Origin of the sequence: Pseudomonas sp. JUb42, assembly GCF_024807945.1 — a bacterium.
Classification (GTDB): Bacteria; Pseudomonadota; Gammaproteobacteria; order Pseudomonadales; family Pseudomonadaceae; genus Aquipseudomonas.
In genome coordinates this window covers 72,606-89,395 of sequence record NZ_JANUFD010000001.1, presented here as the reverse complement: position 1 = coordinate 89,395, position 16,790 = coordinate 72,606, and the positions used below count along the sequence as shown (strand labels likewise).

Annotated in this window: 19 protein-coding genes; 7 read left to right on the top strand and 12 right to left on the bottom strand. The window is 59.8% G+C overall.

Translation table 11 applies throughout. From position 1 onward, the window contains the following. Positions 1 to 2: 2 nt before the first annotated feature. Together cysD and M2401_RS00455 are read right to left on the bottom strand one after the other, a co-directional pair. Complete coding sequence (gene cysD, locus M2401_RS00460; RefSeq protein ID WP_259098330.1) at positions 3 to 920, bottom strand: sulfate adenylyltransferase subunit CysD; 918 nt, start codon at positions 918 to 920, stop codon at positions 3 to 5. Positions 921 to 1,219: 299 nt separating this feature from the next. Then, positions 1,220 to 1,978, bottom strand: a complete 759-nt coding sequence (locus M2401_RS00455; RefSeq protein ID WP_259098328.1) for a Nif3-like dinuclear metal center hexameric protein — start codon at positions 1,976 to 1,978, stop codon at positions 1,220 to 1,222. Between the two features lie 113 nt (positions 1,979 to 2,091). Here M2401_RS00455 and algW point away from each other — a divergent pair, with 113 nt between their 5' ends. Beyond that, positions 2,092 to 3,252 (top strand): Do family serine endopeptidase AlgW, encoded by a 1,161-nt coding sequence (algW, locus tag M2401_RS00450; protein ID WP_259098327.1) that lies wholly within the window; start codon positions 2,092 to 2,094, stop codon positions 3,250 to 3,252. A gap of 132 nt (positions 3,253 to 3,384) precedes the next feature. On the opposite strand, the gene hisC is transcribed toward algW, so the two are convergent. From hisC to M2401_RS00400, 10 genes are all read right to left on the bottom strand, one after another. Then, entirely contained in the window at positions 3,385 to 4,437 is a 1,053-nt protein-coding gene (hisC, locus tag M2401_RS00445) for a histidinol-phosphate transaminase (RefSeq protein WP_259098325.1), read from the bottom strand. A 12-nt stretch (positions 4,438 to 4,449) separates the two neighbouring features. Beyond that, a complete protein-coding gene (hisD, locus tag M2401_RS00440) occupies positions 4,450 to 5,784 on the bottom strand; it encodes a histidinol dehydrogenase (protein WP_259098324.1) in 1,335 nt (444 codons plus the stop codon). A 125-nt stretch (positions 5,785 to 5,909) separates the two neighbouring features. After that, positions 5,910 to 6,545, bottom strand: coding sequence for an ATP phosphoribosyltransferase (hisG, locus tag M2401_RS00435; protein ID WP_259098322.1), 636 nt, complete (start codon positions 6,543 to 6,545; stop codon positions 5,910 to 5,912). Between the two features lie 132 nt (positions 6,546 to 6,677). Beyond that, on the bottom strand, positions 6,678 to 7,943 hold the full coding sequence (gene murA / locus M2401_RS00430; protein WP_259098321.1) for a UDP-N-acetylglucosamine 1-carboxyvinyltransferase: 1,266 nt from the start codon (positions 7,941 to 7,943) through the stop codon (positions 6,678 to 6,680). 22 nt (positions 7,944 to 7,965) lie between these two features. After that, positions 7,966 to 8,205 (bottom strand): BolA family protein, encoded by a 240-nt coding sequence (locus tag M2401_RS00425; protein ID WP_259098319.1) that lies wholly within the window; start codon positions 8,203 to 8,205, stop codon positions 7,966 to 7,968. Between the two features lie 114 nt (positions 8,206 to 8,319). After that, positions 8,320 to 8,625 (bottom strand): lipid asymmetry maintenance protein MlaB, encoded by a 306-nt coding sequence (locus M2401_RS00420; protein WP_259098318.1) that lies wholly within the window; start codon positions 8,623 to 8,625, stop codon positions 8,320 to 8,322. Continuing rightward, on the bottom strand, positions 8,618 to 9,277 hold the full coding sequence (locus tag M2401_RS00415) for a phospholipid-binding protein MlaC (RefSeq protein ID WP_259098316.1): 660 nt from the start codon (positions 9,275 to 9,277) through the stop codon (positions 8,618 to 8,620). The genes M2401_RS00420 and M2401_RS00415 overlap by 8 nt, the downstream gene beginning before the upstream one ends. An 11-nt stretch (positions 9,278 to 9,288) precedes the next feature. Then, entirely contained in the window at positions 9,289 to 9,756 is a 468-nt protein-coding gene (gene mlaD / locus M2401_RS00410) for an outer membrane lipid asymmetry maintenance protein MlaD (RefSeq protein ID WP_259098314.1), read from the bottom strand. Beyond that, complete coding sequence (mlaE, locus tag M2401_RS00405) at positions 9,756 to 10,553, bottom strand: lipid asymmetry maintenance ABC transporter permease subunit MlaE (RefSeq protein ID WP_259098313.1); 798 nt, start codon at positions 10,551 to 10,553, stop codon at positions 9,756 to 9,758. Before mlaE ends, mlaD begins: the two co-directional genes overlap by 1 nt. Further along, the gene (locus M2401_RS00400) at positions 10,553 to 11,362 is read right to left on the bottom strand and encodes an ATP-binding cassette domain-containing protein (protein ID WP_259098311.1); all 810 of its coding nucleotides are present in this window, start codon (positions 11,360 to 11,362) and stop codon (positions 10,553 to 10,555) included. The genes mlaE and M2401_RS00400 overlap by 1 nt, the downstream gene beginning before the upstream one ends. Before the next feature lie 318 nt (positions 11,363 to 11,680). Between M2401_RS00400 and M2401_RS00395 the strand changes: the two genes are divergently transcribed. The 6 genes from M2401_RS00395 (at position 11,681) to M2401_RS00370 (ending at position 16,725) form a co-directional block, all read left to right on the top strand. Then, positions 11,681 to 12,655 (top strand): KpsF/GutQ family sugar-phosphate isomerase, encoded by a 975-nt coding sequence (locus M2401_RS00395; RefSeq protein WP_259098309.1) that lies wholly within the window; start codon positions 11,681 to 11,683, stop codon positions 12,653 to 12,655. 14 nt (positions 12,656 to 12,669) lie between these two features. Continuing rightward, positions 12,670 to 13,194, top strand: a complete 525-nt coding sequence (locus M2401_RS00390; RefSeq protein ID WP_259098307.1) for an HAD family hydrolase — start codon at positions 12,670 to 12,672, stop codon at positions 13,192 to 13,194. Between the two features lie 9 nt (positions 13,195 to 13,203). Beyond that, positions 13,204 to 13,776, top strand: a complete 573-nt coding sequence (lptC, locus tag M2401_RS00385) for an LPS export ABC transporter periplasmic protein LptC (RefSeq protein WP_259098306.1) — start codon at positions 13,204 to 13,206, stop codon at positions 13,774 to 13,776. Continuing rightward, positions 13,763 to 14,317, top strand: coding sequence for a lipopolysaccharide transport periplasmic protein LptA (gene lptA, locus M2401_RS00380; protein WP_259098304.1), 555 nt, complete (start codon positions 13,763 to 13,765; stop codon positions 14,315 to 14,317). Before lptC ends, lptA begins: the two co-directional genes overlap by 14 nt. After that, positions 14,318 to 15,043, top strand: coding sequence for an LPS export ABC transporter ATP-binding protein (gene lptB, locus M2401_RS00375; RefSeq protein WP_259098302.1), 726 nt, complete (start codon positions 14,318 to 14,320; stop codon positions 15,041 to 15,043). A gap of 185 nt (positions 15,044 to 15,228) precedes the next feature. Then, positions 15,229 to 16,725, top strand: a complete 1,497-nt coding sequence (locus M2401_RS00370; protein ID WP_259098300.1) for an RNA polymerase factor sigma-54 — start codon at positions 15,229 to 15,231, stop codon at positions 16,723 to 16,725. The last annotated feature ends 65 nt before the right edge of the window (positions 16,726 to 16,790 follow it).

Here is a 16,790-nt window from a genome sequence, read left to right as displayed (position 1 = left end):
CCTTAGAAATAACCCTGACGTTTCTTTTCTTCCATGGAGCCCGCGCCATCGTGATCGATGACCCGGCCCTGGCGTTCGGAAGTTCGCGTCAGGAGCATTTCCTGAATGATGTCGGTCAGGCTGATGGCTTCGGACTCGACGGCGCCCGTCAACGGGTAGTCGCCCAGTGTGCGGAAGCGCACCTTCTTCTTGACGATGCGTGCGCGGTCGGCCTCGCTGAGGTGGTTACGCAGGCGATCGTCGTCGATCATGATCCAGGTGCCGTTCATCTCGATGACTTCGCGCTCGGCGGCGAAGTACAGCGGCACGATCGGGATGCCTTCAAGGTAGATGTACTGCCAGATATCCAGCTCGGTCCAGTTCGACAGCGGGAATACGCGGATCGACTCGCCTTTGTTGACGTTGCCGTTGTACACGTTCCACAGCTCGGGACGCTGATTTTTCGGATCCCAGCGGTGCTTGCTGTCGCGGAAGGAATACACGCGCTCCTTGGCGCGGGATTTCTCTTCGTCGCGGCGCGCGCCACCGAAAGCGGCATCGAAACCATGCTTGTCCAGGGCCTGTTTGAGGCCTTCGGTCTTCATGATGTCGGTGTGCTTGGAGCTACCGTGAGTCAGCGGGTTGATGTCCTGGGCGACGCCGTCCGGGTTGATGTGGACGATCAGGTCCAGACCCATTTCCTCGACCATGCGATCACGGAATTGATACATCTCCTGGAATTTCCAGCGAGTATCGACGTGCATCACCGGGAACGGCAACTTGCCCGGGAAAAAGGCCTTGCGTGCCAGATGCAGCATCACGGCAGAGTCTTTACCGACGGAGTACAGCATCACCGGGTTATCAAACTCGGCGGCGACCTCGCGGATGATGTGGATGCTTTCCGCCTCCAGCTGTTTCAGATGCGTCAGTTTGTCGACCATGGCTACTCACGGATTGCATTCGTTATGGACCGCAAGCATCAGCTTGCGGGGCGGCCTGCGGGCCGTGTTCGAGCCGCGCACTTTATCACGCAGCCTGCTTCTATTCAGCGGGGCGGATAGATCGAAACGATCTATGGATATAGCCTCTCGTTTGGGCGCAGGGTCTGTACGAGAAGTCGGCGAGAGAAGGTCAGGCAAGGCAAAAACAGGCGAGGAAGCGGAGTTTAGGCCTCTAAATGAGCATTCCGAGCCTGTTTTTAACGCAACATGACCGAGCGCAGCCACTTATCGTACAGAGCCTATATTGGATTCGGGCAGTCAATGAACAGATGTTCAACGGCAAAACGCCGGGCCAAATAGTCTCCCAGGGCCTGAACGCCGTAGCGCTCGGTCGCATGATGACCAGCGGCAATGAAGCTGATGCCGTTTTCCTGGGCGCTATGAAAGGTCTGTTCCGACGCTTCACCGCTGATAAACAGGTCGACGCCCGCGAGAATCCCCTGATCGATATAGCCCTGGCCACCGCCGGTGCACCAGCCGACCCGACGAATCATCTCGTTGCCTTCTATCAGCAACGGCTCGCGGCCGAGCACATCCTGCACCTTGCGCGCGAAATCCCGGGGCATCATCGGTTCGGCCAGGGAGCCGACCAGGCCGACGATCCGGGCGTTGTCCGGGTCCAGCGGGCCTTCGACAGTGATATCCAGTTGCCGGGCCAATTGCACGTTGTTACCCACTTCCGGATGCAGATCCAGAGGCAGATGGTAGGCCAGCAGGCTGATGTCGTGCTTGAGCAAGGTCTTCAGGCGACGCTGTTTCATGCCGACGACACAAGGGTTCTCGCCCTTCCAGAAATAGCCGTGATGGACCAGGATCAGATCGGCCTGCGCCTCGACAGCGGCATCCAGCAAGGCCTGGCTGGCGGTAACGCCGCTGACGATGCGCATCACTTGCGGACGTCCCTCGACCTGCAGGCCATTGGGGCAGTAATCCTGGATGCGGGCGCTGTTCAGATAGCGATCCGCTTCCTCGACCAGGGTGCTCAGGGCAACAGCCATAAAAGACTCCTAAATAGGCATTTCAGCAATGCGTGGTGCTCGTATAATGCCCGCCATTATGGCGCAGCTGTGGCAAAAATTTACCGCGCCTCTACCCCCTCAGGACTCGCTCAATGCTCAAGGCACTGCGTTTTTTCGGTTGGCCCCTGCTGACCGGTGTGCTCATCGCCCTGCTGATTATCCAGCACTACCCGCAATTGGTTGGCCTGCCGAATCAGGACGTCAACCTGCAACAAGCCCCGCAAACCACCAAGGTCCAGCAAGGCCCGGTGTCCTACGCTGACGCCGTGAGCATTGCGGCCCCGGCCGTGGCGAATCTGTACACCACCAAGATGGTCAACAAGACCAGCAAGCCGCTGTTCGAAGACCCGCAGTTCCGCCGCTTCTTCGGCGACAACCTGCCCAAGCAGAAACGCATGGAATCGAGCCTCGGCTCGGGCGTGATCATGAGCCCTGAGGGCTACCTGCTGACCAACAACCACGTCACCACCGGCGCCGACCAGATCGTCGTTGCCCTCAAGGACGGCCGCGAAACCATCGCCCGGGTCATCGGCAGCGACCCCGAGACCGATCTGGCGGTACTCAAGATCGACCTGAAAAACCTGCCCGCCATCACCATCGGCAGCTCGGACAACATCCGCATCGGCGACGTCGCCCTGGCCATCGGCAACCCCTTCGGTGTCGGCCAGACCGTGACCATGGGCATCATCAGCGCCACCGGCCGTAACCAGCTGGGCCTGAACACCTATGAGGACTTCATCCAGACCGACGCGGCGATCAACCCCGGCAACTCCGGCGGCGCACTGGTCGATGCCAACGGCAACCTGACCGGTATCAACACTGCGATCTTTTCCAAGTCCGGCGGCTCACAAGGCATCGGCTTCGCCATTCCGACCAAACTGGCACTGGATGTGATGAAGTCGATCATCGAGCACGGTCAGGTTATCCGAGGCTGGCTGGGTATCGAAGTTCAACCCCTGACCCAAGAGCTGGCGGAGTCCTTCGGCCTCAAGGATCGCCCAGGCATCGTCGTCGCCGGGATCTTCCGCGATGGCCCGGCACAAAAGGCCGGCCTGCAGTTGGGTGATGTGATTCTGAATATCAACGGCGAACTGGCCGGAGATGGCCGTCGTTCGATGAATCAGGTGGCCCGGGCCAAGCCCGGCGAGAAGATTGCCATTGGTGTGATGCGCAACGGCAAGGAGTTGAAGCTGACGGCCGAAGTCGGCCTGCGCCCGCCACCGGCGCCGGTGGCCAATGAGGAGCAGCAGTAAGAACAACTGCTGCAAACCTGTGGGAGCGGATTCATCCGCGAAGAGGCCAGCATGTCAGACACATGGTCTTGGTCCGGAATACTGCATTCGCGGATGAATCCGCTCCCACTGACTTTACCCTCACTTACGACATCAAAGCCCGTTCAGGCCATCCAGCAACGCCTGATTCTGCTCCGGCGTACCGATGCTGATCCGCAGGAACTGGGCAATCCGCTCCTGCTTGAAGTGGCGCACGATCACCCCTTGCTCACGCAGCCTGGCAGCAATCCCCGCAGCGTCGTGCTGTGGGTGACGGGCGAAGATGAAGTTGGCCGCCGACGGCAGCACCTCGAAACCCTTGCCCTGCAACTGCTCGACCAAGGCCTCGCGACTGGCGATCACGGCATTGCGAGTGAAGTCGAAGTGCTCGCGATCCTCGAAGGCCGCCGTGGCGCCGACAATCGCCAGGCGATCCAGCGGGTAGGAGTTGAAGCTGTTCTTGACCCGTTCCAGGGCCTCGATCAAGTCCGGATGACCCACCGCGAAACCTACCCGCAAACCGGCCAGTGAACGCGACTTGGACAACGTCTGGGCCACCAGCAGATTCGGGTAGCGATCAACCAGAGAGATCGCCGTCTCGCCGCCGAAGTCGATATAGGCTTCGTCGATAACGACGACCGAATCAGGGCTACCCTTGACCAGTTGCTCAATGGCATCCAGATCCAGCAGGCAGCCGGTCGGCGCGTTCGGGTTAGGGATGATGATCCCGGCATTGGGCTTGGTGTAGTCGCCGACCTGGATACGGAACTGCTCATCCAGCGGTACGGCGTCGTAGCCGATGCCATACAGGCCGCAGTAGACCGGATAGAAGCTGTAGCTGATGTCCGGAAACAGCAGCGGTTTGTCGTGGCGGAACAACGCATTGAAGATATGCGCCAGGACCTCGTCGGAACCGTTACCGAGGAACACCTGATTGCGCTGCACACCGTAGTAGTCCGCCACCGCCTGCTTGAGCAGGTCGCCGTTGGGGTCCGGGTACAGACGCAGATCGTCGGTCAGTTGCTCGCGCATGGCGGCCAGGGCCTTGGGTGACGGGCCATAGGGGTTTTCATTGGTGTTGAGCTTGGTCAGCTTGGTCAGCTTCGGCTGTTCACCCGGCACATAAGGCACCAGATCGCTAACGAAAGAACTCCAGAACTTACTCATTATTGGCCATCCTTATTTATTGGCAGCGATCCAGACCGGATCCGTGATGCGATATTCAGCACTGCGGGCGTGGGCCGACAGCGACTCGCCACGCGCCAGTACCGAAGCGGTCTGGCCGAGCACGGACGCACCTTCCTGCGAGCAGTAGATGATCGACGAACGCTTCTGGAAGTCATACACCCCCAGTGGCGAGGAGAAACGCGCGGTGCCGGAGGTCGGCAGGACATGGTTGGGACCGGCGCAGTAGTCGCCCAGGGCTTCGCTGGTGTGACGGCCCATGAAGATGGCACCGGCATGGCGAATCTGTGGCAGCCAGGTTTCCGGATCGGCCACCGACAACTCCAGATGCTCCGGCGCGATTCGGTTGGCCACTTCGATGGCCTGTTGCATGTCGGCCACCTTGATCAGGGCGCCACGGCCATTGATCGAGGTATTGATGATCTCGGCACGGTCCATGGTCGGCAGCAGACGGGCAATGCTTGCCGCCACGCGATCAAGGAATTCGGCATCCGGGCTGACCAGAATAGCCTGGGCGTCTTCGTCGTGCTCGGCCTGGGAGAACAGGTCCATGGCGATCCAGTCCGGATCGGTCTGGCCGTCGCAGACCACGAGGATTTCCGAAGGACCGGCGATCATGTCGATACCGACCTGACCGAACACATGGCGCTTGGCGGTGGCGACATAGATATTGCCGGGGCCGACCACCTTATCCACCTTCGGCACGCTTTCGGTGCCATAGGCCAGGGCAGCAACGGCCTGGGCGCCACCGATGGTGAAGACGCGGTCGACACCCGCGATGCAGGCAGCGGCCAGCACCAGCTCATTGATTTCACCGCGTGGCGTCGGCACGACCATGACCACCTCGGTCACGCCCGCGACTTTTGCCGGAATGGCGTTCATCAGCACCGACGACGGATAGGAGGCCTTGCCGCCGGGCACGTACAGGCCGGCGCGATCCAGCGGCGTGACTTTCTGGCCGAGCACCGTGCCGTCGGCTTCGGTGTAGGTCCAGGAGTCCTGCTTCTGCTTCTCGTGGTAAGTGCGCACGCGCTCGGCGGCCTTTTCCAGGGCTTCGCGCTGGGGCTCGGTGATACGGGTCAGGGCCAGTTCCAGGCGTTCGCGCGGCAGGATCAGCTCGCTCATGGACTGCACTTGCAGGCCATCGAAACGCTGGGTGAACTCCACCAGCGCGGCATCGCCACGCTCGCGCACGGCCTTGATGATATCCAGCACCCGCTGATTGACCGAGTCGTCGGACACACTTTCCCAGCTCAGCAGATGATCCAGATGTCGGGCGAAATCCGGATCAGCAGCGTCGAGTCGGCGAATGGCAGTGGAAGTGGTCATAGCGAGGGCCTCATTGATTGGCGAATGCTCAGGTGCCGTTAAGCTACCAAGCCGTCCGCGCGGGCACCTGAGAAATTTGGCTATGACACGGATAGCTGGGCGCGACGTAGCGTCGCGCGGGTCAGTCAGCCGCGGTGTCGCGACTCTACGGCAGTGCGCAGGGTGTCGATCAGCGCCTGGATGCGGGCGTGCTGCATTTTCATCGAAGCCTTGTTCACCACCAGGCGCGAGCTGATGGTTGCGATCAGCTCCTGGGGCTCAAGACCATTGGCGCGCAGGGTGTTGCCGGTGTCGACGACGTCGATGATCTTGTCGGCCAGGCCGATCAGCGGTGCCAGTTCCATGGAGCCGTACAGCTTGATGATGTCGACCTGACGACCCTGCTCGGCGTAATAGCGCTTGGCAACGTTGACGAATTTGGTCGCCACGCGCAGGCGGCCCTTGGGCTCCACCGCGCCAATGGCGCCGGCGGTCATCAGCCTGCACTTGGCAATTTGCAGGTCCAGCGGCTCGTACAGGCCCTGGCCGCTGTATTCCATCAACACGTCCTTGCCCGCGACACCGAGGTCGGCCGCGCCATGCTCGACGTAAGTCGGCACGTCGGTGGCACGCACGATCAGCAGGCGCACATCGTCCTGAGTCGTGGGGATGATCAGCTTGCGGCTCTTGTCCGGATTCTCGGTCGGCACGATGCCCGCTTCAGCGAGAAGCGGCAGGGTGTCGTCGAGAATGCGGCCCTTGGACAGTGCGATGGTCAACATGGAAAACGTAAGTCCTTATCAGGAAACGTATGCCCGAACGCAATCGGCGTCGAACAATACCCGGACCCGTGACGCGGCCCGGGGCAAAACGAATTCGGTCATCCGGTGCTGGCACCGGATGACGCACAGCTACTAGCCCGGAACGCGACGAATCTTGGCGCCCAGCATTTGCAGCTTCTCTTCGATGCACTCGTAACCACGGTCGATGTGGTAGATGCGGTCGATCAGGGTATCGCCCTGGGCAACCAGCGCCGAGATCACCAGGCTGGCCGAGGCCCGCAGGTCGGTGGCCATGACTGGCGCGCCCTTGAGGTGGTCGACACCGGTCACGATCGCCGTGTTGCCTTCGACCTGGATCTGAGCGCCCATGCGGTGCATTTCATACACGTGCATGAAGCGGTTTTCGAAGATGGTCTCGATCACTGCACCAGTACCTTCACCAATGGCATTGAGCGAGATGAACTGCGCCTGCATGTCGGTCGGGAACGCCGGGTACGGCGCGGTACGCACGTTAACGGCCTTGGGACGCTTGCCGTGCATGTTCAGCTCGATCCAGTCCGGACCGGTCGTGATTTCGGCACCGGCTTCCTGCAGCTTTTGCAGGACCGCCTCAAGAATGGTCGGATCGGTGTCCTTGACCTTGACGCGACCACCGGTCACGGCGGCGGCAACCAGATAGGTACCGGTCTCGATACGGTCAGGCATGACCTTGTAGGTCGCAGGGCCCAGACGCTCGACGCCATCGATAGTGATGGTGTCGGTGCCAGCACCGCTGACCTTGGCACCCATGGCATTGAGGAAGTTGGCCAGATCGACCACTTCCGGCTCGCGCGCGGCGTTCTGCAACACACTGCGGCCTTTGGCCAGGCTGGCCGCCATCATGATGTTCTCGGTACCGGTCACACTGACGGTATCGAAGAAGAAGTGCGCGCCACGCAGGCCGCCTTCTGGAGCGCGGGCTTTAATATAGCCGCCTTCGACGTCGATGATCGCGCCCATGGCTTCCAGGCCACGGATGTGCAGGTCAACCGGACGCGAACCGATGGCGCAACCGCCCGGCAGGGCAACTTCAGCCTCGCCGAAACGGGCAACCATCGGCCCCAGCACCAGGATCGATGCGCGCATGGTCTTGACCAGTTCGTACGGGGCGATCAGGGTCTTGATGGTGCGTGGATCGATTTCAACACTGAGCTTTTCGTCGATCACAGGCTCAATGCCCATGCGCCCGAACAGCTCGATCATGGTGGTGATGTCGTGCAGGTGCGGCAGGTTCTGCACCACAACCGGGCCATCGGCCAACAGGGTTGCAGCCAGAATCGGCAGGGCAGAGTTCTTCGCCCCGGAAATGCGGATTTCGCCATCAAGACGAACGCCGCCAGTAATAATCAGTTTATCCATTGGAATCTCGACGCCTTTTGGCTCAGGTGCGCTCGGCCCATGCAGCGCGGCTGAAAAATTTCATGGTGACCGCGTGGATACTGCCATCGGTAATCCAGGGGTTCAGGTGCGCATAAATCTGCTGCTGACGTTTTACCGGGCTCAAGGCAGCCAGTTCGTCACTGATGACATTGAGCTGGAAATTGCAGCCTTCGCCCTCAACTTCCACCTGAGTCTCGGCCAGCTTTGCTTCAAGAAAGCTCTTAACTTCTACGGCCTGCATGCTTAACCTCAATCGGCGCCCTACGCGCGCGGGTCGGCCATCATACAAAAAAGCCCGTGCAATGCGAACCCCGCAAAGCAGGACCCGGACAGAGGGCTTTTCAGTAGACGGCGATTATGAATGTTGCAGAAGCGCTTCCAGCTCCGAGACCTTGGCAATTTCGCGCATATCCAGCGGCAGTGCGCGCACGCTGACAGCCTTGCCCAGAGCAGCGCCATCACGCATGAACGCCAGCAGCAGGGCCAGGCCGACGCTGCTGGATTTCTCCACCGCCGAGCAGTCCAGTACCACGGACGGCGCCTGGCTCGAATTGATCAGCGCCGCACCCTGCTTGCGCAGGGCCGGGCCGGTTCGGTAGTCGAGCACGCCGACCAGTTCGATCTCTCCGGCTGCACCAAGGCGAACGAGTGACTCACTCACCTTGTGGCGCCTTCTGTGCTGCGTCGACGGTGGTTTCCTTGGCCTTGGCAACTTCGCCGGCCCAGCCATCGATGGTCTTGTCGAGGTCGTTGCCGTTACGCTGCATCGAATCGGCAAACTGGTCACGGAACAGCTTGCCGATATTGATGCCGTTGATAATCACGTTGCGCACCTTCCACTGGCCGTCGATTTTTTCGAGGGTGTAGGAAACCGGATAGACCGCGCCGTTATTACCCTTGACCTGCATATCCACGCTGGTCCGGTCGGCGCCTTCTTCCTTGGCCGGCGATACGGTAATGCCCTGGTTGTTGTACTCGAGCAAGGCATTGCCATAGAACTGGATCAGGCTGCGCTTGAAGTTTTCCTGGAAGCGCTGCATCTGCGCAGGCGTGGCCTTGCGCGAGTACTTGACGGTCATGATGCTCTTGGAAATGCCGTCGGCATCGATGGCCGGGCCGACGATACCGTTCAGCGCATCATAAAAAGCACTCGGGTTGCTTTTATAGGTTTCTTTGTTCGCAGCCAGGTCACTCAACAGCTGCTTGGTCGTGCGATCCACCAGGTCATGGGCGGACTGGTCTGCCGCAGCATTGGCCAGCATTGGCACTACAGCCAGCAGGACCAGCAGACCGCGGCGCAAGGTCGAGATCATGTCAGACATCCTCATTTAGCGTCTTTGCTCACAGTGTTGAGCAGGAATTTGCCGATCAGGTCTTCCAGTACAAGGGACGACTGGGTGTCGTGAATCACGCCGCCATCGGCCAACAGCTTCGAATCGCCGCCGACGCTGAGGCCGATGTATTTCTCGCCCAGCAGCCCCGCCGTCAGGATCGAAGCAGTCGAATCGATTGGCAGGTTGTTCACGCCTTTCTGCACTTCCATCGTCACCTTCCCGGTAAAACTTTCACGATCCAGATCGATTGCAGTGACCTTGCCGATGGTGACACCGGCCATGCTCACCTTCGCTCTGACAGTCAAACCGGCGATATTGTCGAAATACGCATAAAGTTTATAAGTATCGTTGGCCGTCGTAGCTGTCAGACCACTGACCCGCAGGGCCAGCAAGAGCAAAGCCAGCAGGCCGGCCAGCAGGAACAGGCCGACACCTGTTTCGATGGTGCGGTTTTGCATCAGAAATCTCCAAACATCAAGGCGGTCAAAATGAAGTCCAGGCCCAATACGGCCAAGGAGGAATACACGACAGTCTTGGTCGTGGCACGGCTGATCCCTTCTGAAGTGGGCTCACAGTCGTAACCCTGGAACACGGCGATCCAGGTCACCACAAAAGCAAAGACTATGCTTTTAATAACGCCATTGGCTACGTCATCTGTAAAAGAGACGCTGTTTTGCATGTTGGCCCAGAAGGAACCCTCATACACACCCAGCCAATCGATAGCCACCCAGGATCCGCCCCAGATACCCACCACATTGAAAATCAACGCCAGCACCGGCAAGGAGATGAAGCCCGCCCACAAACGCGGCGCGACGATGTACTTGAGCGGGTCGACCCCAATCATTTCCAGACTCGACAGCTGCTCGGTGGACTTCATGTTGCCAATCTCGGCGGTCAACGCCGAACCTGCGCGCCCGGCAAACAGCAAAGCCGTCACCACCGGACCCAACTCACGCAGCAAGGTCAATGCCACCATCTGCCCGACGGCCTGCTCGGAACCGTATTTGGCCAGAATGCTGAAACCCTGCAGCGACAGCACCATGCCGATGAATATGCCTGATACGACGATGATCGCCAGCGACAAGACACCCACCGAGTACAACTGTTTGATCAGCAGCTGAAAGCCGCCGCCAATCCCGCCACGGCCCAGCAGGGCGTGGACCAGGAACAAACCTGAGCGCCCCAGTATCGTGACGGTTTCAATGGCCCCCTGCCCCAGATGGGCAACGCGGTCCAGTAATGACTTTCTGCGCATCAGCGCTTCCCCAAAAGATCTTCGCGAAAATCCGGCGCCGGATAGTGGAACGGCACGGGGCCGTCCGGATCGCCGGTCATGAATTGGCGCAGGCGCGGGTTGTCCGAGTTCATCAGGTCCTGCGGCGTACCCTGGCCCAGCACCTGACCGTCGCCGACCACATAGAGGTAGTCGGCAATGCTCGCGGTCTCGGCCAGGTCATGGGAAACCACGACACTGGTGATCCCCAACGCATCGTTGAGCAGGCGGATCAGGCGTACCAGTACGCCCATGGCGATCGGGTCCTGACCAACAAAGGGTTCGTCGTACATCAGCACCTGAGGATCCAGGGCGATGGCACGGGCCAGGGCCACGCGCCGCTTCATGCCGCCGGACAACTCATCGGGCATAAGCTCGATGGCACCGCGCAACCCCACCGCCTGCAACTTGAGCAGGACAATGTCACGAATCATTTCTTCGGGAAGTTCGGTATGCACACGCAGCGGAAAGGCCACGTTCTCGAAGACATCGAGATCGGTAAACAAGGCACCGCTTTGAAAAAGAACACCCATTTGCTTGCGGGCATCGAACAGATCACTGCGCGACAGTTTCGGCAGATTCTGCCCATTGACCCAGACTTCACCGTTTGACGGACGAAGCTGTGCCCCCATCAGACGCAGCAAGGTGGTCTTGCCGCTGCCCGAAGGCCCCATGATGCCGGTGACCTTGCCCCTGGGAATTTGAATGTCGACATTATTGAAGATGCTGCGCGTACCGCGCTTGAAGGACACGCCCTTCAGCTCGATCGCGTAGGCGTTATCGGCGCTCATCTAGACTCCTTGCGATACAACCTCACTCTCAGCTGCCGAGCCCTATGGCAGGGGGACAGGCTATCTAGGTGGGTCGAACAAGCGGCGAACTATACCACCGCATGAGAGGGACGCCAAAGAGAGAACCCTGCTTCATTCAGCACGAGGACAGATATTTGATACATCCCTGATACATGCAGGGATATGGCAAATGGCCCGCATTTACGGCCTGTCGCACGCAAGAAATGTGCGCAAATTCAAAGTGCGACGATCAAGCGTGAGGGAATCGTGCATTACCGTTATAATCGCCGCCTTTTTACAGGCTGACCGATTTCCGCTATGAGCCAATCCAGCGACCTGATTCAATCCGCACAACGCACCATCCGCCTCGAAATGGAAGCCGTAGAAGGCCTGCTGGGCTTTATCGATGCGGAGTTCGTGCGCGCGTGCGAAATGATTCTGGCCAGTCGCGGCCGCGTCGTGGTGGTCGGCATGGGCAAGTCCGGGCATATCGGCCGCAAGGTCGCCGCAACCCTGGCCAGCACCGGCACCCCGGCTTTTTTCGTGCATCCGGCCGAAGCCAGTCATGGCGACATGGGCATGATTACCCGGGATGACATCATTCTGGCGCTGTCCAACTCGGGCACCACCAACGAAATCGTCACCCTGCTGCCGCTGATCAAGCGCCTGGGCATCAAGATGATCAGCCTGACCGGCAACCCCACCTCGACCTTGGCCAAAGCCGCCGACATCAGCCTGAACGCCCATGTCGAGCATGAAGCCTGCTCGCTGAACCTGGCACCGACCTCCTCGACTACTGCTTCGCTGGTCATGGGCGATGCCCTGGCGGTTGCCCTGCTCGATGCCCGCGGCTTCACCGCCGAAGATTTCGCTTTCTCCCACCCTGGCGGTGCACTGGGCCGGCGCCTGTTGCTCAAGGTGGAGAACGTCATGCACAGCGGCGCTGACCTGCCCCAGGTGCAGCGCGGCACCCTGCTGCGCGACGCGCTAATGGAAATGACCCGCAAGGGCCTGGGCATGACCGCTATCCTGGAAACCGACGGCCGCCTGGCCGGGATCTTCACGGACGGCGACCTGCGCCGCACCCTGGACCGCCCGATCGATATCCGCCAGACCACCATCGACGAAGTGATGACCGTGCACGGCAAGACCGCCAAGGCCGACATGCTCGCCGCCCAGGCCCTGAAAATCATGGAAGACCACAAGATTGGCGCGCTGATCGTCGTCGACGAAGACGACCGTCCGGTGGGCGCCTTCAACCTGCAGGACCTTCTGCGCGCGGGTGTCATGTAATGGAGAACGCCGAAATGAACGCAGATCTGCTGCAACGCGGCAAACAGATCAAACTCGCCGTGTTCGACGTCGACGGCGTGCTGACCGACGGCCGCCTGTACTTTCTCGAAGACGGCAGCGAATTCAAGACCTTCAACACCCTCGACGGCCAGGGCATCAAGATGCTCATGGCGGCAGGCGTTACCACGGCTATCATCAGCGGACGCAAGACTCCGGTGGTCGAGCGCCGGGCGAAGAATCTGGGCATCCCGCACCTGTATCAGGGCCGCGAAGACAAGCTGGTTGTACTCGACGAATTGCTCGGTCAACTCAACTTGAGTTACGAACAAGTCGCCTATCTGGGTGATGATCTGCCAGACTTACCCGTTATCCGTCGTGTCGGCCTGGGCATGGCCGTCGCCAATGCCGCAAGTTTCGTGCGCCAACACGCCCATGGCGTGACCCGGGCACGCGGTGGCGAAGGCGCTGCGCGCGAGTTCTGCGAGCTGATTCTCAGCGCTCAGGGCAGCCTCGAAGCGGCCAACGCCGCCTACTTATAGAAGCCATTTATGCTAAGCAAAAGATTTCGTACGTTCCTGGTCTTCGGAGTGCTGGCCCTGCTGCTGGCGGCCGCAGGCTACTGGAACATCAACCCGGAAAGCTTTCTGGACAAGACCAAGGCGAGCGTCGACGACACCGCCATCGACTTCTATGCGACCAACGCCCACACCGTGCAGTACCTGCCCGATGGCGGCGTGCAATATGAACTGACGTCCGACAAGGTCGAGCACCTCAAGGCCACCGACGTGAGCTGGCTGACCAACCCGGACATGTTCATGTATCGCGGCACGGCCTTCCCGTGGCACGTGCAGAGCAAACAGGCAGAAGTGTCTTCGGGCGGCGACCAGGTTGAACTGATCGACAATGTGCGCGTTGCGCGCACCGATGAAAGAAACCGCACCACCATCATTACCAGTAGCCGTATGACTGTATTCCCGCAGAAGCAATATGCGCAGACCGAGCAAGCCGTTAGAATCGACGGCGCTGGCGGTGTGACTACGGCCAAGGGAATGAAAGCGTACTTGAATGACAGCAAGATCAACTTGCTATCCAACGTAAGAGGGCAGTATGAGGCTCGTTAATACCCTTCCTTTTTTGCTTGGCCTGGGTGCAGCACTGGGAAGCGCGAGCGCCTGGTCCCTGCCGACCGACCGCGATCAGCCAATCCACATCCAGTCTGACGATGCTCAGCTCGATGACAAGCAGGGCGTTGCCACCTACAAGGGCAACGTCATCATCACTCAGGGCACCATGAAGATCACCGGCAACACCGTGACCATCACGCGTAACGCCCAGGGTGACGTCGACGTGTTCACCTCAGTCGGCAACCTGGCCTACTACGAGCAGAAGCCCCAGGTGGATAAACCCATCGTCCAGGCCTATGGCGTAACGATCCAGTACTTTGCCGCGCAGAACCGCATCGTGCTGATCGACAAGGCCAAGGTCATCAACGACGGCAACACGTCCGAAGGCGAAAAAATCGTCTATGACACCGTCAAGCAAGTGGTCAACGCCGGCCGTGCCAACGGTGCCAAGGTCACCGCGCCACGTCCGCGCATCGACATGGTTATCCAGCCGAAGAACAAGACCACTCCACCGACCACTCCGCAGAAGGCCCAGTAAATGGCAACGCTGAAAGCCCAGCATTTGGCTAAAAGCTATAAGGCCCGCCAAGTGGTGCGCGATGTGAGCCTGTCCATCGACAGCGGTCAGATCGTCGGCTTGCTCGGCCCCAACGGTGCGGGCAAGACGACCTGCTTCTATATGATTGTCGGCCTGGTTCAGGCCGATCAGGGTCGCGTGCTGATCGACGACCTCGACGTCAGCCACACCCCGATGCATGGTCGTGCCCGTGCCGGTATCGGCTACCTGCCCCAGGAAGCCTCGATCTTCCGCAAGCTCTCGGTAGCCGACAACATCATGGCCATCCTCGAGACCCGTAGCGAGCTGGATGCTGCTGCCCGCCGCAAGGAGCTTGAAAGCCTGCTGCAGGAGTTCCACATCAGCCACATCCGCGACAACCTGGGCATGAGCCTGTCCGGCGGTGAACGTCGCCGGGTCGAGATCGCCCGCGCACTGGCAACTTCACCGAAATTCATCCTGCTCGACGAACCTTTCGCCGGCGTGGACCCGATTTCGGTCGGCGACATCAAGCAAATCATTTACCACCTCAAGGCCAAGGGCATCGGCGTCCTTATCACTGACCACAACGTCCGTGAAACCCTGGATATCTGCGAAACCGCCTACATCGTCAACGATGGGCAACTGATCGCCGAAGGCGACTCGGCCACTATCATGGCCAACCAGCTGGTGAAAGAAGTCTACCTCGGACACGAATTTCGCCTCTGATGGCTGCGATGTTTCACTGTCCTGCAATGGGCAATGCCTGAGGGCCGGGGATGATGCAATTTTAATTGCATCACACTCTAGGCAAACACTTCGGTTTCAGGCATATAATTTGCTTATGTTGGCGCCCCGGCGCCCTGTAGTGGATGGCGCGTGTGCGCCGGCGAATAAGGTGTTTAGCCCCAGCCATGAAACCATCGCTAGTCTTGAGAATGGGCCAGCAGCTGACGATGACGCCGCAGCTGCAACAGGCCATCCGCTTACTTCAGTTGTCGACTCTGGACCTTCAACAGGAAATCCAGGAAGCGCTGGAGTCCAATCCCATGCTGGAACGCCAGGAAGAAGGCGACGACTTCGACAACGCCGACCCACTGGCCGACAACGTCGAAGCAAAAACCAGCACCGAGATCCAGGAGCCGACCTACCAGCAGGAATCCGCGCCAACCGTGGACAACCTGGAAGACGGTGAATGGGGCGAACGCATCCCCAACGAATTGCCGGTGGATACCGCCTGGGAAGACGTCTACCAGACCAGCGCCAGCAGCCTGCCCAGCAATGATGACGACGAGTGGGACTTCACCACCCGTACCTCGGCCGGGGAAAGCCTGCAAAGCCACCTGCTTTGGCAACTGAACCTGGCGCCGATGTCCGACACCGATCGCCTGATCGCCGTTACGCTCATCGACTGCATCAACAACCAGGGCTACCTGGACGAGACGCTCGAAGAAATCCTCGACGCCTTCGATCCCGAGCTGGACATCGAACTGGATGAAATAGAAGCGGTGCTGCACCGTATCCAGCAATTCGAGCCGGCCGGCATCGGCGCGCGCAACCTCAGCGAATGCCTGTTGCTGCAACTGCGCCAGCTGCCCGCAAAGACCCGCTGGCTGGCCGAGGCGCAGCGCCTGGTCACCGACTACATCGACCTGCTGGGCAGCCGCGACTACACCCAACTGATGCGCCGCATGAAGCTCAAGGAAGAGGAACTGCGCCAGGTCATCGAGCTGGTACAGAGCCTCAATCCGCGCCCAGGCTCACAGATCGAGTCCACCGAAGCTGAATACGTGGTCCCCGACGTGATCGTGCGCAAGGACAACGAGCGCTGGCTGGTCGAACTCAATCAGGAATCGGTGCCGCGCCTGCGCGTCAATCCGCAGTACGCCGGTTTTGTCCGCCGCGCCGATACCAGTGCCGACAACACCTTCATGCGCAATCAGTTGCAGGAGGCCCGCTGGTTCATCAAGAGCCTGCAGAGCCGCAACGAAACCCTGATGAAGGTCGCCACCCAGATCGTCGAGCACCAGCGCGGCTTCCTCGAGTACGGCGACGAGGCGATGAAGCCTCTGGTCCTGCACGATATTGCCGAAGCGGTCGGCATGCATGAATCGACCATTTCCCGCGTCACCACGCAGAAATTCATGCATACCCCCCGCGGCATCTACGAGCTGAAGTATTTCTTCTCAAGCCACGTAAGCACCTCCGAAGGCGGAGAATGCTCGTCCACGGCCATCCGCGCGATCATCAAAAAACTGGTTGCTGCGGAAAATCAGAAAAAGCCGTTGAGTGACAGCAAGATCGCTGGTTTACTGGAGGCACAAGGCATTCAAGTAGCCCGTCGCACAGTAGCCAAATACCGCGAATCACTTGGGATAGCACCGTCCAGTGAGCGCAAGCGCCTGATGTGACGATGGCAAGCTGGCAGCGTTCCAGTGGCAGGCATCAGCCTGCCTCTCTATGCACTGGCAATAAG

Bases quoted from the DNA above. Each gene is read 5' to 3' on its own strand.
- cysD (WP_259098330.1), bottom strand. From the start codon at position 920: ATGGTCGACAAACTGACGCATCTGAAACAGCTGGAGGCGGAAAGCATC.
- M2401_RS00455 (WP_259098328.1), bottom strand. From the start codon at position 1,978: ATGGCTGTTGCCCTGAGCACCCTGGTCGAGGAAGCGGATCGCTATCTG.
- algW (WP_259098327.1), top strand. From the start codon at position 2,092: ATGCTCAAGGCACTGCGTTTTTTCGGTTGGCCCCTGCTGACCGGTGTG.
- hisC (WP_259098325.1), bottom strand. From the start codon at position 4,437: ATGAGTAAGTTCTGGAGTTCTTTCGTTAGCGATCTGGTGCCTTATGTG.
- hisD (WP_259098324.1), bottom strand. From the start codon at position 5,784: ATGACCACTTCCACTGCCATTCGCCGACTCGACGCTGCTGATCCGGAT.
- hisG (WP_259098322.1), bottom strand. From the start codon at position 6,545: ATGTTGACCATCGCACTGTCCAAGGGCCGCATTCTCGACGACACCCTG.
- murA (WP_259098321.1), bottom strand. From the start codon at position 7,943: ATGGATAAACTGATTATTACTGGCGGCGTTCGTCTTGATGGCGAAATC.
- M2401_RS00425 (WP_259098319.1), bottom strand. From the start codon at position 8,205: ATGCAGGCCGTAGAAGTTAAGAGCTTTCTTGAAGCAAAGCTGGCCGAG.
- M2401_RS00415 (WP_259098316.1), bottom strand. From the start codon at position 9,277: ATGATCTCGACCTTGCGCCGCGGTCTGCTGGTCCTGCTGGCTGTAGTG.
- mlaD (WP_259098314.1), bottom strand. From the start codon at position 9,756: ATGCAAAACCGCACCATCGAAACAGGTGTCGGCCTGTTCCTGCTGGCC.
- mlaE (WP_259098313.1), bottom strand. From the start codon at position 10,553: ATGCGCAGAAAGTCATTACTGGACCGCGTTGCCCATCTGGGGCAGGGG.
- M2401_RS00400 (WP_259098311.1), bottom strand. From the start codon at position 11,362: ATGAGCGCCGATAACGCCTACGCGATCGAGCTGAAGGGCGTGTCCTTC.
- M2401_RS00395 (WP_259098309.1), top strand. From the start codon at position 11,681: ATGAGCCAATCCAGCGACCTGATTCAATCCGCACAACGCACCATCCGC.
- M2401_RS00390 (WP_259098307.1), top strand. From the start codon at position 12,670: ATGAACGCAGATCTGCTGCAACGCGGCAAACAGATCAAACTCGCCGTG.
- lptC (WP_259098306.1), top strand. From the start codon at position 13,204: ATGCTAAGCAAAAGATTTCGTACGTTCCTGGTCTTCGGAGTGCTGGCC.
- lptA (WP_259098304.1), top strand. From the start codon at position 13,763: ATGAGGCTCGTTAATACCCTTCCTTTTTTGCTTGGCCTGGGTGCAGCA.
- lptB (WP_259098302.1), top strand. From the start codon at position 14,318: ATGGCAACGCTGAAAGCCCAGCATTTGGCTAAAAGCTATAAGGCCCGC.
- M2401_RS00370 (WP_259098300.1), top strand. From the start codon at position 15,229: ATGAAACCATCGCTAGTCTTGAGAATGGGCCAGCAGCTGACGATGACG.